The organism is Streptomyces caelestis, assembly GCF_001279005.1.
Classification (GTDB): domain Bacteria; phylum Actinomycetota; class Actinomycetes; order Streptomycetales; family Streptomycetaceae; genus Streptomyces; species Streptomyces heliomycini.
Window position 1 is genome coordinate 16,909 of the sequence record NZ_LGCN01000166.1, and the last position, 12,798, is coordinate 29,706.

Here is a 12,798-nt window from a genome sequence, read left to right on the forward strand (position 1 = left end):
ACTCCTGCCGGGGGCACACTGTGTAAGTGCGACTTGGATCCCGTCATCAGCGGAAACGCTGATGACGGGGTCTTCGCGTATGTACAAACGGATGCCGCCCGAAGCGTCCCTACGCTGAGCCGGTGGGCCAGAGGCGGACGGAGTCTTGGGCATTGCCACAGGTGAGACGGCTGGCCGGCCGGTCAGCGAAGAGGGCTTGTCCCACGGCTGCTCTCAGTTCCGTCGTCTTGTGTCGAGGTCTCCGTCTTCAGTCCCGCAAAGCCCGGAAGGCAGGGTCGAGGCGGTGTCCACTCCAGGTGAGTTCGTGGCGCACTCTCGGTGGCCGGCCTGGTCGACGGGCGCGCTCGACGATTCCGACTTCGCCGAGTTGGGCCAGCCGGTCGGACAGCGCAGGCAGGGCCGTGCTGTCCGACCGGCTGTTCTGCCGGGTCAGGCGCCTTGGCGGAAAGAGAGGCCCGCGATCACGGATGTTCCGCGCGTGGGGCGGGGGCGGACGGTCCAGGCGGTGGCGAGGCGGTCGACGAGGAGCAGGCCCCGGCCGCTCTCGGAGTCCGCGTCCGGGTGGGCCAGTACGGGCTTGCCGGTGCCGGGGTCGGAGACGGCGAGCCAGTAATGGCCGTCGGCGGGCCACAGCACGAGTTCGATGAGGTCCTCGTCCTCCCGGCAGACCCCGTGGCGGATGGCGTTGGTGACCAGCTCGGAGGTCAGGAGGCCCAGGTCGTCACCCAGGCGCGGGCGGAGGACGTGCGGCAGCGATTCGGCGACGGCGTGACGGGCCCTCCGTACGGAGGCGGGGTGGGCGGGGAAGTGCCAGTGGACGGGTACCAGGGGGATTTCGGGCATGACGAACTCCATTGCAATACGAGGGGTTTGAGGTCGCCGGTGGCCTACCGCCCTGGTCGCGGGCACACCCGTCCCAGGGCAGGCGGGCATGCTCGCGCGGTGCGCTTCCGATATTGCGGTGCGTAGCTTGCGCGATACTGACAGTAGAGCAGCCGGTGGTAAATTTCCCACGCACTCAAGAGAAATCACCACGGAGAGGTAGGGCGGCCTCCGAGTGCCGCCGAGCGACCCCTGCCCCGGACGGAAGGAATCCCGATGCCCCCGAGGACGACCCCCACAGAACGACAGAAGAGGCTGGGAAGCGAGCTGCGGCGGATCCGTACTGCGTCAGGGATGTCCGCAGAGTTCGCGGCGGGCCTGCTGGGTGTGGACCGAGGCAAGATCTCCAACATCGAGTCCGGCGTCCGGGGCATCAGCGCCGATCGCCTGCGCACATTGGCCTGCAACTGTGATGTGACCGATGAGACGTACGTCGAGGCGCTCGTCGAGATGGCTCAGGCGCGTACGGGCTGGTGGGAGCGTTACCGAGGCATCCTGCCTCAAGGCTTGCTGGACATCGCGGAGACGGAAAGCCACGCGGTGCGCATGCGTGGCGCCAACACCGTGCACGTGCCCGGCCTGCTCCAGACCTCGGAACAGGCGATGGCCATCTTCCGGGCTGCGGTTCCCGCCTTGCCCGAGCACGAGGTTGCTCTGCGACTTGCGCTGCGTGCCGAACGCCAACAGGTGATCACCGGCGACAGGGCGGTCCCGTACGTCGCGGTCATCCACGAGGCGGCACTCCGGATGCAGTTCGGCGGTACCGACGTGGCCCGTGCCCAGTTGGAGTACCTGCTGGAGGTCTCTGAGCGGGACAATGTCACCGTGCTCGTTCTGCCCTTCGCCCACGGTGCCTTCCCTGGTGCCGGGCAGACGGTCGTCCACATCGAAGGGCCCGTTCCACAGCTCGATACGGTGCAGGTGGACAGCTCCCACGGGCCCACTTTCCTCCACGCCGAAAGTCAGTTGGCGAAATACCGGGCGCAACTCGATCTGTTGGAAAGTTTGGCTCTGCCGCCAGAGCAGTCCAGAGACTTCGTTCGTGACATCTCACGCCAACTATGAGGAGCACCGATGCCCGACATCATCTGGGAAGACCCGTTCTGCGCCGAGGGCAGCTCCTGCTTCCGTCTCGGTACCGATGCCGACGGCAATGGGTACATAGCTGTCGCCGGTCAGGAGGAGAGCCCTCTCACCGACTCCCTCGAAGCTCTGCGCACCCTCATCACCGACATCAAGGCCGGTAAGGCCGATCACCTGCTGTAGGGCCCACAGCGCGCCGTCACCAAGCGGCACGGCGGACGGTACGCGTTGTCGATCGGCTTTCCCAAGGGGGTCGGCTCCCGGTAGCTGCGGACCACCCGTGGACAGGCCCGGTCGGGCGATCCCGGCACCCCCGGCTCAGCGGCCTGGGGTTTGTCCTTGCTCCACGGAAAAATCCGGTGCCGGTACGGTGCGCGTCTCACTAGCGTGAGCCCGTGAGCGAAGAGATGTGGGCAGGAGTGCGGGAGCGGGTGCTTCGGCGTGCCGGACGTCCCGGAGCGGACAAGATCTTCGGGGCCCGGGGGCATGGCTTTCGCCTCGGTCCGGTCATGAGCGAAGAACAGGTCCGAGCGCTGGAAGCGAACCTGGGCACCGGTCTGCCGGCGCAGTACCGGAGTTTCCTGCTCCACGTCGGAGCGGGGGAGCCAGCCCCCACTACGGTCTGATGACACCGACCATGGGCGACGGTGGGTGGCAGTGGCTCGGCGCCGGACTTGTCTTCCCCGCACAGCCGACCACCGCCGAATTCGCCGGACGCCCCTTCGCGGCCGAGGTGCTGCGAAGCGAGCCCGCCGCGGTCGAGGCAGAGGAGCCCACACCGGACGCCTTCGCGACCGACGAGGAGTTCAGTCGCGCGTACGCGGCCTGGGAGGCACGCTACGAGGAGCTGTACGACGCGCAGGAGGCGGGAGCGGTGTTCCTCAGCGAGCAGGGATGCGGCTACACGTCGCTGCTCGTGATGACGGGCCCGCACCGAGGCGCCGTCTGGGAGGATCCGAGACCGATGGGCGGAGGAATCGAGCCGACCGGGCATGACTTCGCGCACTGGTACCTGAGGTGGCTCGAGCGCACCGAGCGACAGCTCGGGACCTGACGGGGTGAGGACGATGCGGTACTGCGAACGCCATGAGATGCACAACTGCGCCGACTGCGGCGCTCCGCGCACGCCTCACGGCAGCGTGCCTCCCACCGGCGAATGGGACGGCTGGCCGACGGCCTCGATCATCATCCACGCCAGTGGCAAGGCCCACCTTCCGGGCTGCACGCACATCGTCCCGGCCGACATCCGGCCGCCCCGCTACGGCTGGGTGCTCACCCCCTCGCCCGGGGCATGGCGTCGTCTCGCTCCCTCCAGCCCGCTGCGCGCCACCGAGGGCAACACCGAGCGGGCGGCTGTCAGCCGCTGCGAGAGCTGCGACGCGACGCAGTAGGGGGCACTCCTCGGTGCGCGGACCTCGGCCGGCAAGGTGACCTGCTGAGCGTCAGCCGACGTCCGGCCATTCCTCGGGCGGCGGAGACGGTTCCGGGTCTTCCTGCCGGGCTGCTTGCCGGGCGTTCTCCTCCCGCAGGGTCGTCAGCCATCGCCACAGGTCCGGCAGAGGTTGTTCGGGGCAGGCGAGGCGGTGTTCGATGCGGCAGCGCTGGAACTGGTCCGGTGGGCATACTCCGTAGACCGTCACCCGGCCGTCGGACAGTTCGATCCAGCGGTGCTCCGCCGGCACCGTGTGGGCCAGTGGGTGCATGTCGGGTTCCAGCAGGACCCAGTCGTGCTCCAGCGTTGCCGCCCGTTCCTGCGGCAGCCCGCAGTACGGGCAGTGGAACCGTCCACCGCCCAGTCGCCGCGGCTCCTCCTCCAAAACCCCCATACCGTGAGAGTCGCCAGCTCGGCGGCCCAGGCGTAGAGCGCGAACCGGACGGGACGTCTGGGGCGGGAGTCCGTCGGCGGGGTGGAAAGCGACGCAGCAGGTGCGGTCGGCAACCGACGGACGACGGCACACGGCCGAAATGCGGCGAAACCCCTCGGTCCTCACGGGGCGGGGCCGAGCCGGAGAGGCGGGTTCAGGGGAGGCCGGCGCGGAACGATCAGCGCGCATCACAGCCATGCGGGAACCCGCCCGGCCCCGGTGGGAGGCAGCCGGCGACAGGGACGCGCTCCAGCGGTTCCTCGAGGGCAGCGGGTGTCACGGGGGTGGAAGCGGTGTTCGTGACCCCCGAGGTGCGTCGAGCTCCGCCTTGAAGACCCCGGTCTGCTGTAGGAAGAGGCGGCCGGCGCCGTTCGACGGGTTCCGCAGTGTCTCGCCGCCAGTGTCGAAGTACACGCTCATCGCGGATCCCCCGCCTCCGCGCAGCCGCCTCGACGCAGGTCAGAGGCCCAGATGGTCGGCGGCCACCCGGACGAGAGGGACCCTGACGGGGCCTGACCCTCCGGTCTCCCTGAGCATCTCCGACTCCCTGGGCCCGTGATGGGCGCATACTGGAGGCAATGACAAAGTCTGCTGCGCCCAAACGCCATCTGCCCACCAGCCCCTTCAAGGCCCCGGTCGCGCTGCCTCCCAAGCAGTTCGCCGTGGGCGACCAGGTCACGCACGACATGTACGGCCTCGGCCGGGTCACCGGTATCGAGGAGGGGATCGCCGCGGTCGTGGACTTCGGATCGGCGGAACGGCGGATCCTGAGCCCGTACTCCAAGATGACCAAGCTGTAGGACCGCTGTGCCCTGTCACAGTACGTCGGGTCCCCTCAGGGGCTCGTCATGAATAGGAGCCTCTCATCGACCTGACCTCGCAGTTCTCCGCTCCGGAAGGAGCCCCTCGCCCTGCTTCCGCAGTGGCTCCGCCTCCGGCGACGCAGCCCTTTTGCGCCCCGGACTTCGGGGACGACGAGTACCTCCACCCGGAGGACGGTCCGGAATCGTTCCCGCACGCGGGTGCGGTGCGGCCCAAGGCGGCCGGCCGCCGTTCGTGACGGCGGTCCGGCGTGCCCCTGCTGAGGCCGGGCGGCACCGGAGGTGACCGGGCTCACCCGCTGGAAAGCGGACGGGCCCGGGAAGCGCCTCGGCCGTCTTCAGCTCGGTTCGTCCTGCTGCTGCCAGGTACGGGGCCAGTTGCCGGACGGTGGAGGCGACCCTGAAATGCCGAGGTCACGCCGGGCGAGCGCGTAGAAGTCATCGCGTGCTCGGCTCATCCTCCGTACCGCGCTCTCCTCACCTGCGGGGTCGTGCTTGAGGCCGCGTGCGTAGAGTTCGACGTTCCAGACCGCCTCATGCCACTTCCGGGCCGCTCCTATGGTCTCGGCATCCCCTGCGAGCAGTACGGATTCCCCCGTTCGGCTGACGCGGACCGTCGGGGCACAGTGCCGTACTCGAAGACTTCGCAGTAGACGGCTTCGCGGACGGCGGCACGCCCCGGGGTGTCCGAGGCGCGCACTGCTTACGGGGTGGTCGTCGCCGGGGGATGGCTCGGGTGCAGTGAGGGGGACAGCGGGGCCAGGGAGGCGCAGAGCGAGGTCGGGAAGGCGGGCTCCCTGCGCTGGATGTCCTGGCAGCCTCCGGCCGAGGTGCGGAAGATCGGATCCCAGCCGGATTCCTTCGCGCGGAAGAACCAGCGGTCGCCCAGCCGGGACGAGCAGGCGGGGTCCGGGGAACCGCCGCAGGCCGGTCCCGTGCGCCAGGAGAAGTCCAGCACCAGCCACTTCCCGTCGCACTTCTCCGAGTTCCGGTAGGTGTGGTCGGGCGCGTTGACGGCCATCAGCGCCTGCTCGTAGGAGGCGGTTGTGCAGCCGGTGGCCGGTGGCGTGCAGCCCAGCTCCCCGCACAGCCGCAGTGCGGGCGGCTTGGCGCCGTCGGCGGTGAAGCGCGTGTAGTTGTCGACGATCACGTCCCTGTCGCCCAGTGGCTCGGGCAGCCTGACCTCCGCCGTGGCCGTGCGCTCCTCGGTGCATCCGGAGGACCTGTCCCCGGACGGGGAGGTGAAGGTGATCTGCACCCGGGCGAGGTCTGTCATCGGGTCGGTGAGCACTGCCTTGAGCTCGCGCACACAGGGGTGCGGGCCGCTGGGCACCCGCGTCTCGAGGAGCAGGGTGCGGTGGTCGTCGCCGAGACGGGCTCCGGTGACGGCGGAGGGCTGCGCCGTGGTCCAGGGGATCGGCTCGGTCGCCGCCGACGACGGTGCCCTCCCGCCTCCCCCACCGGCCGCTTCCGTTCCGCATGCGCCGAGGAGCAGTACGACGGCGGAGCAGAGCAGGGCGATCACGCCCGTTCGTCGGGTCCCACCTGGCCGCAAAGTGTTCAACCCCCTCGCACGGCAACGTCGTTGCCCCGGGCCACTATAGGTGTGGGGGAAGGACGACCGGCCGGAGTCGCAGGAGTGCGCGGTCCGGTGGGGTCACGCGGGCCCCGGGGCGCCCGGCCAGGTCGCGGTCACCAGCCAGTGGCGGGCCGTGAGGTGTACGCCGTTCTCCGTCTCGTAGGCGCGGAAGGCGTCGGTGGCGGCCTGGCGGGCGTGGTCGACGGCCTCGGGGGCGGCGTCGCGCAGCCAGTGGCGCATCGGGCCCCAGCCGAAGAGGAAGCCGGCGGCGTCCGTCGCGTCCGCGCCCCACATCTGCGGTACTTCGAGTGGTGCGACCTCGATCGTTTCGAACCCGGCTCCGCCCAGGACGCGTGCGGTGCGTTCCGGGTCCGCGAAGGCGGCGGGACCGGTCTCCGTCTTCTCGGAGAAGTCGGGCAGGGGTACGTGCTCCCCGATCGCCGTGAAGATCACCGACTGGTCCATGCGGTCGACGGACTGCGGGCAGACGAAGGCCAGGCGTCCGCCCGGTCGCAGGGCGCGTCCGATGTTCGTGAACGCGGCGACCGGGTCGGCGAAGAACATGATGCCGAAGCGGCTCAGGGCGAGGTCGAAGGCGGCCTCCTCGAACGGGTGCACCTGGGCGTCGGCCCGGAGGTGGGTGACGTTGGTGAGGTGCTGCGCGGCGGCGCTCGCGCGGGCGCGTTCCAGCATGGGCGCGGAGAGGTCGACCCCGACGGCACGGGCGGCGGTACGGGCGGCCAGGCGGGTGAGGTGGCCGTTGCCGCAGCCGATGTCGAGGACGCTGTCCGTCTCCCGGATGCGGGCGGCGGCCAGGAGCGGGGCGTTGGCGGGGTCGTTGAGGGCGTCGTAGCGGGACTGGTGGTCGGCCCAGTGCCGGCCCTCGTAGCCGTTCCACGCCTCGGACTGGTGGGTGTTCACGATCCGGTTCTCGGCCATACGGCCCATGGTGCCGTGCGGGAGCCTCCCGCGGGGCCCGTCGGCCCGCTCCCGCGGCCGCGGTCGTTCGTCCGGGCTCGCGTCGGGGGCGGTCGAGGGGCGGCGGGGCGGCGGTACGGTGGCCCTGCGGTGGGGAGTACGTCGGCTTACGGCGGGGCGCGGGCTCCGCGGTGGAACGGGGGTGGGCATGGCCCTGGCCATGTGTCCGTTGTGCAGTGACGACGAGGACGTCGAGGTGGTCCGGAACCTGGAGGGCGGGGGCCGGCTCGTCAGGCACCGGTGCGGCTACGCGTGGGAGCACGCGGCGCCCGCCGCTCCCAAGAAGGAACGGGCGCCTTCCTCCTTCTCCTTCGACGAGCTCGCGGCGCGCTTCCCGAAGGCCGAGGACGTCGAACCCGGCAGGCTGGAGCACGTGGCCCGGCTCAAGGAGCGGTATCTGGCCGGACGGCCGGACTTCGACCCCCGGGTCGCGGCCTACTGGGCGGAGTACCGGGAGATCTTCTCCCCCGAGGGGTTGCGCACGTGCGACCCGAGGCGTCTGAAGGACTTCGCCAACTCCGAGGTCGGCGCCCGCCCCGGCAACCAGGCGACCTTCAACTCGGCCTGGAGCGCCATGGGTGACGCCGCCGCCGGGGAGGCGACCCGCGAGACGATCGCGTACCTCCTGTACGGGCCGGACGACGTACCGCTCGGGGACCGGCTGCAGCGCCTGCTGTCCGGGATCGAGTCGTTCGCCATGACCGGGTTCAAGGAGGCGCTGCTCACCCGGGTGTTGTGCGTGGTGGAGCCCGAGCGGTTCCTGACGATCCTCAAGTACACGACGGAGGCGGGCGGCAAGCGCGAGATCGCGCGGAAGGTCTACGAGCTGGAGCTGCCGGCGCCGGAGTCGGTGAACTGGACGCTCGGGCGGCTCATCCTGTGGAGCAACGACCTGCTGCGTTCCCTGGTCGGTGATGGCTTCGCGAATCAGCAGCACGCCGCCGCGTTCCTGTGGTGGGCGAAGGACCAGCCCGCCTGACACCCTTGCGGGAGGATCGCAGGTAGGATAAGTGACATGAGCGAGCCTACCGGTAAGTATTCGATCACGATGCCGCGTGACATCGCCGAAGCGGCCAAGGCCCGCAGTGGCCCGTCGGGGCTGTCCGCCTATGTCGCCGCCGCCGTCGCCCGCCAGATCGAACGTGACAATCTCAACGAACTCATCACCGTCGCCGAAGCCGAGCACGGGCCCGTCACCGAGGACGAGATCCTGGCCCTGCGCGATCAGCTCCACCAGGCCCGGCGGCAGCAGGCGTCGCGCGGAGCGAACGCCACGTGAGCCGCTTCCCCGCCGTCCCGGGCGGCACGCTGGTGCTGGACAGCGAAGGGCTCGCCAAGGCCGTCCTCCGCGACCGCGCGGTCACCGCCTGGCTCGCCCTCGCCCGTGCCGACGACCTGCGGGTGATCACGTCCACGGCAACGCTCGTGGAGGCCGTTCACCCTCGCATCAACCGTCCGGCCCTGGAATGGACCCTTTCCCGCCTCGTCGTCGAACCCGTCACCGAGCCGATCGCCCGCCACGCCGCCGCCCTGCTCGCCGACACCGGACTGCACGGGCACGAGTACGCCATCGACGCGATGCTCAGCGCGACCGCCCTGGCCGCTCCCGGGCCCGTCACCGTGCTCACCTCGGATCCGGAGGACATCACCGCGTTCTGCGGGGGACGCGCCACCGTCATCAAGGTCTGACGCCGGGGATCGTCCCGTCCGGTGCGGAAGGCCCGCCCCGGGCGCCGCCTCTTCCTGACGGCGTCCGGGACGGGGGCGGTGGGGCGTCAGGAGGCCGGCATCAGGACCGTGTCGATGATGTGGACGTCGGCGTTGGCGGTCTTGACGTTGCCGCAGACCACCTTCGCGGAGTCGTTGACCGTGTAGTCCTCGTCCGCGCCGGACGTCGTCAGCTTCGACTTCTGGAGGGTTTCGTAGGAGCCGTTCTCCAGGTCCTCGGGGGCGAGCCGCTGGCCGACCACGTGGTAGGTGAGGATGTTCGTCAGCTGCTCCTTGTCGGCCAGCACCTTGTCCAGGGTGTCCTTGGGGATCTTCGCGAAGGCGTCGTTGGTGGGCGCGAACACCGTGATGCCCTCGGCGTTGTTGAGGGTGTCGACCAGGCCGGCCTTCTTCACCGCCGTCACCAGGGTGGACAGGGCCGGGTTGTGGGAGGCGGCGGTGGCCACCGGGTCCTGGGCCATGCCGTCGAAGGAGCCGGCGCCGTCCTTCGGCACCGAGGCGCAGGCCGGGCCGAACGGCTCGTCCGCCGGGGTGGCGCCGCCCATGCCCGCGTCGGACTCGGACGCGGGGTCCGACGCCGGCGCCGACGCCGTCGCCTTGGCGGAGGAGTCCGACTTCGCCGAGTCGCCGCCGTCGTCGGAGCAGGCGCTCAGGGCGAGGGGGAGGGTGACGGCCGCGGTCAGGGTGAGGGCGATACGGCGCATACGGGGGTTCATGTGTGTTTCTCCTGTGGTGGGAACCGCTGATTTCAAAGAGGTCAGAAAGTTCAGGGGGGCAAGGGGCAAGGGGCAGGGGGTTCGGAGGGCTCAGGGGCAGGGCGGGTTCAGGGGGTCACTCGACGGTCACCACGACCGAGTGCCATCCGCTCGCCCCGTCGGGGGCCGTGCGGGTGCGGCGTTCCGTCTGGGTCTCGCCGGTGCGGTCGGTGGCGCGGACCGTGAGGGTGTGGGTGCCCTTGGGGGCCTGCCAGGCGTAGGACCACTGGCGCCAGGTGTCCCGCGAGTCCTCGGCCGCCGGCCGGGCGCGCCGCCAGGGTCCGTCGTCGACGCGGACCTCGACCCCGTCGATGCCGCGGTGCTGCGCCCAGGCCACCCCGGCGACCATGACGAGGCCGGCCTTCGGGCGGGCGAAGGGCTTCGGGGTGTCGATCCGGGACTGGGTCTTGACCGGCGCCTCGCGGGCCCAGTCGCGCTTCACCCAGTAGGCGTCGTAGGCGTCGAACGTGGTGAGCTCGATGTCCTCGATCCACTTGCAGGCGGAGACGTAGCCGTACAGGCCGGGCACCACCATGCGGGCCGGGAAGCCGTGGTCGAAGGGGAGGGGGCGGCCGTTCATGCCGAGGGCGAGCAGGGCGTCACGGCCGTCCATCAGGTCCTCGACCGGGCTGCCGATCGTCATGCCGTCCACCGAGCGGGCCACCAGCTGGTCGGCCGGTCCGCCCCGGGAGGGCGGTGCCACCCCGCACTCGGCGAGCAGGTCGGACAGGCGTACGCCGAGCCAGCGGGCGTTGCCCGCGTAAGGGCCGCCGACCTCGTTGGAGACGCAGGTGAGCGTGATGTCGCGCTCGATCAGGTCGCGCCGCAGCAGGTCGTCGTAGGAGAGGGTGGCCGGGCGGGTGACGCCCTCGCCGTGGATGCGCAGCCGCCAGGCGGTGGCGTTCACCCGGGGGACGGTCAGGGCGGTGTCCACGCGGTAGAAGTCGTCGTTCGGGGTGGTGAACGGGCTGATGCCGGGGATGCGGAGTCGGGCTCCCTTCGGGATCGCGGGGGCGGGTGAGGCGGGGGCCGGGAGCACGACGGCGTCGCGTGAGGCGACCGCGTCCCGGCTGCCGGCGCCCCGGAGGGCGCGGCCCAGGGCGCCGGCCCCGGCGGAGGCGGCGGCAGCGGCGGTGGCCGCGAGCAGGAAGCCCCGCCGGTCCCAGTCCCCCGGCCGGGACCCGTGGTCCGCACCGGGGCTGCGGAGACGGCGGGCGAGGAGGGACAGTACGGCCGCCCCGGCCACCGCTCCCACCAGCGACGGCAGCGCGTCGACGGGGCCGGCCGCGTCCGGGCGGCTCACGGCCGCGGCGCCGCCGACCACTCCGAAAAGCAGAACTCCCGCCGCACCGGAACGCCGGAACCGGAGCTCCAGAATTCCCAGCGCGAGGGCGGACAGGGTCAGCACGGCGAGGATTCCGAGTCGCAGCACCAATTTGTCGTCGGTGCCGAATTCCCGGATCGCCCAGTCCTTCACGGCGGCGGGCGTGCGATCGATCGCCGCGCCCCCGACCGCCAGGACCGGTCGGGCCTGCGGGTTCACCAGGGCCGCCACCGGTTCGGCGACGGCGAGCGCGGAGAATCCGGCCAGTACTCCGCTCAGCGCACCCAGGAGGTGTCGCGTTCTCTTCTCGTCGTCGGTCACGTGGGGAATCCGGGCCGGAAAGGCCGGCGGATTGGTCGCTCACCCGATTCGGTGAATCTTTTTTTCCGGGTGGTTCGGACCCATCCGCGGGCGTTCCGGCAACGGATTCAGGCGGGGAGTTCCATCAGGGCGACCGGGGCGGAGGTCGGCCGGCGGGAGCCGCCCTCGGGTTCGACGGTGATGCCCAGGGCGGACGCGCCGTCGACGGCGCCCTCCATCAGGACGGCCTGGTCGGCGCGGCCGGGGTCCATCAGGCCCGCGGACCGCATGGCGCCGCCGTCGTCGAACCACAGCTGGTAGACCTTGCCGCCGGGCGGGCGCGCCATCCCGGAGGCGACGAACACCGCCCGGTCCCGGTCCCGGGAGACGACGACGGCGCCGGTGGCCCCGTCGCCCAGGGCGGCCGCCCGGGTCGTGGCGTCCGGGGCGGCCAGTACGGCGGCGATCTCCTCCGCGCCCTGTTCGGCGCGGCGGGCCTGTTCCCGGGCGTCCTCGGCGCGTTCGTACTGCCAGACGGCCGTGCCGCCGAGCGCGGCGGCCGCCGCCAGGCAGGCGGCCAGCGCCCAGCGGGACAGCCGTCGTGCCCGCAGGGCGGTACGGCCCGGGCGGGGGGCGTCCGGTGGGCCGGGCGGCTGCTGGCGGACGGTGGTGATGCGGCGCAGCACCTGTTCCCGCATCTCGGGGCGGGGCGGCGCGGAGAGGGCGAGACCCAGGCGGGCGGCGGTGGCGGCGAGCTCGGCGGTCTCCTGCGCGCACGGCTCGCAGCCGGCGAGGTGGCGTTCGAAGCTCTCGCGTTCGTCGTCGGGCAGGGCGTGCAGGGCGTAGGCGCCGGTCATCCGGTGCAGGTCGGCGGTGGTCACGCGGTCACCCCCAGGCAGTCGCGGAGCCGGATGAGGCCGTCGCGCAGCCGGGTCTTGACCGTGCCGAGCGGCAGCGTCAGCGCTTCCGCCACCTGGCGGTAGGTCAGGCCGCGGTAGTAGGCGAGGGTGACGGCCTGGTGCTGGATCTCGGTGAGGGTGCGCAGGCAGCGGCGTACCTGTTCGCGCTCGATGCGGGCCTCGACCTGTTCGACGACCTCGTCGTACTCGGGCGTCCGGGCCAGGGCGGCGGCCTTGTGGTCGCGGGCCGCCGCGGCCTGGACGGAGCGCACCCGGTCCACGGCCCGGCGGTGGGCCAGGGTGAGGATCCAGTTGATGGCGGTGCCGCGGTCGGGGCGGTACGCGGGGGACGTGCGCCACACCTCGACCAGGACCTCCTGGGCCACCTCCTCCGACTGGGCCCGGTCCCGCAGTACGGAGCGGACGACTCCGAGGACCGGGCTCACCACCCGGTCGTAGACCGCGGCGAACGCCTCCTCGTCCCCGAGGGCGACACGTCCCACCAGTTCCTGGAGATCCGGTTCCCACGAGGGGTTTCTGCCGATATGGACTGCTTCTTTCACGTGGGTCCTCCGGGGTCGGGA

Annotated in this window: 19 protein-coding genes; 9 read left to right on the forward strand and 10 right to left on the reverse strand. The window is 71.3% G+C overall.

The window, feature by feature from the left end:
- Positions 1 to 247 precede the first annotated feature (247 nt).
- Both ADK41_RS44250 and ADK41_RS14975 read right to left on the reverse strand, forming a co-directional pair.
- On the reverse strand, positions 248 to 502 hold the full coding sequence (locus tag ADK41_RS44250; RefSeq protein WP_078662140.1) for a winged helix-turn-helix transcriptional regulator: 255 nt from the start codon (positions 500 to 502) through the stop codon (positions 248 to 250).
- Positions 430 to 843 (reverse strand): ATP-binding protein, encoded by a 414-nt coding sequence (locus tag ADK41_RS14975; RefSeq protein ID WP_030834256.1) that lies wholly within the window; start codon positions 841 to 843, stop codon positions 430 to 432. The genes ADK41_RS44250 and ADK41_RS14975 overlap by 73 nt, the downstream gene beginning before the upstream one ends.
- A 255-nt stretch (positions 844 to 1,098) precedes the next feature.
- Here ADK41_RS14975 and ADK41_RS14980 point away from each other — a divergent pair, with 255 nt between their 5' ends.
- From ADK41_RS14980 to ADK41_RS14995, 5 genes are all read left to right on the forward strand, one after another.
- On the forward strand, positions 1,099 to 1,947 hold the full coding sequence (locus ADK41_RS14980) for a helix-turn-helix domain-containing protein (RefSeq protein ID WP_030834254.1): 849 nt from the start codon (positions 1,099 to 1,101) through the stop codon (positions 1,945 to 1,947).
- Positions 1,948 to 1,956: 9 nt separating this feature from the next.
- On the forward strand, positions 1,957 to 2,148 hold the full coding sequence (locus tag ADK41_RS14985; RefSeq protein WP_030834250.1) for a hypothetical protein: 192 nt from the start codon (positions 1,957 to 1,959) through the stop codon (positions 2,146 to 2,148).
- Positions 2,149 to 2,474: 326 nt separating this feature from the next.
- Positions 2,475 to 2,591 (forward strand): SMI1/KNR4 family protein, encoded by a 117-nt coding sequence (locus ADK41_RS44255; RefSeq protein ID WP_380955770.1) that lies wholly within the window; start codon positions 2,475 to 2,477, stop codon positions 2,589 to 2,591.
- On the forward strand, positions 2,591 to 3,019 hold the full coding sequence (locus tag ADK41_RS14990) for a hypothetical protein (RefSeq protein ID WP_158717710.1): 429 nt from the start codon (positions 2,591 to 2,593) through the stop codon (positions 3,017 to 3,019). The genes ADK41_RS44255 and ADK41_RS14990 overlap by 1 nt, the downstream gene beginning before the upstream one ends.
- A 4-nt stretch (positions 3,020 to 3,023) precedes the next feature.
- Positions 3,024 to 3,356: a hypothetical protein gene (locus tag ADK41_RS14995; RefSeq protein WP_199822417.1), complete on the forward strand. Its 333-nt coding sequence runs from the start codon at positions 3,024 to 3,026 to the stop codon at positions 3,354 to 3,356.
- Positions 3,357 to 3,407: 51 nt separating this feature from the next.
- On the opposite strand, the gene ADK41_RS15000 is transcribed toward ADK41_RS14995, so the two are convergent.
- The gene (locus ADK41_RS15000) at positions 3,408 to 3,791 is read right to left on the reverse strand and encodes a DUF6083 domain-containing protein (RefSeq protein ID WP_030834244.1); all 384 of its coding nucleotides are present in this window, start codon (positions 3,789 to 3,791) and stop codon (positions 3,408 to 3,410) included.
- 315 nt (positions 3,792 to 4,106) lie between these two features.
- Positions 4,107 to 4,250, reverse strand: a complete 144-nt coding sequence (locus tag ADK41_RS43145; RefSeq protein ID WP_324604916.1) for a DUF6086 family protein — start codon at positions 4,248 to 4,250, stop codon at positions 4,107 to 4,109.
- Positions 4,251 to 4,408: 158 nt separating this feature from the next.
- On the opposite strand from ADK41_RS43145, the gene ADK41_RS15005 reads away from it, so the two are divergent.
- Entirely contained in the window at positions 4,409 to 4,630 is a 222-nt protein-coding gene (locus ADK41_RS15005; protein ID WP_030834242.1) for a CarD family transcriptional regulator, read from the forward strand.
- Positions 4,631 to 5,354: 724 nt separating this feature from the next.
- On the opposite strand, the gene ADK41_RS15010 is transcribed toward ADK41_RS15005, so the two are convergent.
- Positions 5,355 to 6,176 (reverse strand): hypothetical protein, encoded by an 822-nt coding sequence (locus ADK41_RS15010; protein WP_106979574.1) that lies wholly within the window; start codon positions 6,174 to 6,176, stop codon positions 5,355 to 5,357.
- 132 nt (positions 6,177 to 6,308) lie between these two features.
- On the reverse strand, positions 6,309 to 7,169 hold the full coding sequence (locus ADK41_RS15015) for a class I SAM-dependent methyltransferase (protein ID WP_030834237.1): 861 nt from the start codon (positions 7,167 to 7,169) through the stop codon (positions 6,309 to 6,311).
- Positions 7,170 to 7,356: 187 nt separating this feature from the next.
- Between ADK41_RS15015 and ADK41_RS15020 the strand changes: the two genes are divergently transcribed.
- The 3 genes from ADK41_RS15020 to ADK41_RS15030 are packed head-to-tail and all read left to right on the forward strand — an operon-like array spanning position 7,357 to position 8,897.
- On the forward strand, positions 7,357 to 8,187 hold the full coding sequence (locus ADK41_RS15020; protein ID WP_030834235.1) for a hypothetical protein: 831 nt from the start codon (positions 7,357 to 7,359) through the stop codon (positions 8,185 to 8,187).
- Between the two features lie 36 nt (positions 8,188 to 8,223).
- Positions 8,224 to 8,487 (forward strand): hypothetical protein, encoded by a 264-nt coding sequence (locus tag ADK41_RS15025; protein ID WP_030834233.1) that lies wholly within the window; start codon positions 8,224 to 8,226, stop codon positions 8,485 to 8,487.
- Positions 8,484 to 8,897, forward strand: coding sequence for a DNA-binding protein (locus tag ADK41_RS15030; protein WP_030834232.1), 414 nt, complete (start codon positions 8,484 to 8,486; stop codon positions 8,895 to 8,897). The genes ADK41_RS15025 and ADK41_RS15030 overlap by 4 nt, the downstream gene beginning before the upstream one ends.
- Before the next feature lie 86 nt (positions 8,898 to 8,983).
- Here the strand turns inward: ADK41_RS15030 and ADK41_RS15035 are convergent, their stop codons facing one another.
- The 4 genes from ADK41_RS15035 to ADK41_RS15050 all read right to left on the reverse strand — a co-directional run bounded on the left by ADK41_RS15035 (position 8,984) and on the right by ADK41_RS15050 (position 12,777).
- A complete protein-coding gene (locus tag ADK41_RS15035; protein ID WP_030834228.1) occupies positions 8,984 to 9,652 on the reverse strand; it encodes a fasciclin domain-containing protein in 669 nt (222 codons plus the stop codon).
- 115 nt (positions 9,653 to 9,767) lie between these two features.
- The gene (locus ADK41_RS15040) at positions 9,768 to 11,336 is read right to left on the reverse strand and encodes a molybdopterin-dependent oxidoreductase (protein ID WP_030834226.1); all 1,569 of its coding nucleotides are present in this window, start codon (positions 11,334 to 11,336) and stop codon (positions 9,768 to 9,770) included.
- A gap of 107 nt (positions 11,337 to 11,443) precedes the next feature.
- Positions 11,444 to 12,196, reverse strand: coding sequence for an anti-sigma factor (locus ADK41_RS15045; RefSeq protein ID WP_030834223.1), 753 nt, complete (start codon positions 12,194 to 12,196; stop codon positions 11,444 to 11,446).
- Complete coding sequence (locus tag ADK41_RS15050; RefSeq protein ID WP_030834220.1) at positions 12,193 to 12,777, reverse strand: sigma-70 family RNA polymerase sigma factor; 585 nt, start codon at positions 12,775 to 12,777, stop codon at positions 12,193 to 12,195. Before ADK41_RS15050 ends, ADK41_RS15045 begins: the two co-directional genes overlap by 4 nt.
- Positions 12,778 to 12,798: the final 21 nt, after the last annotated feature.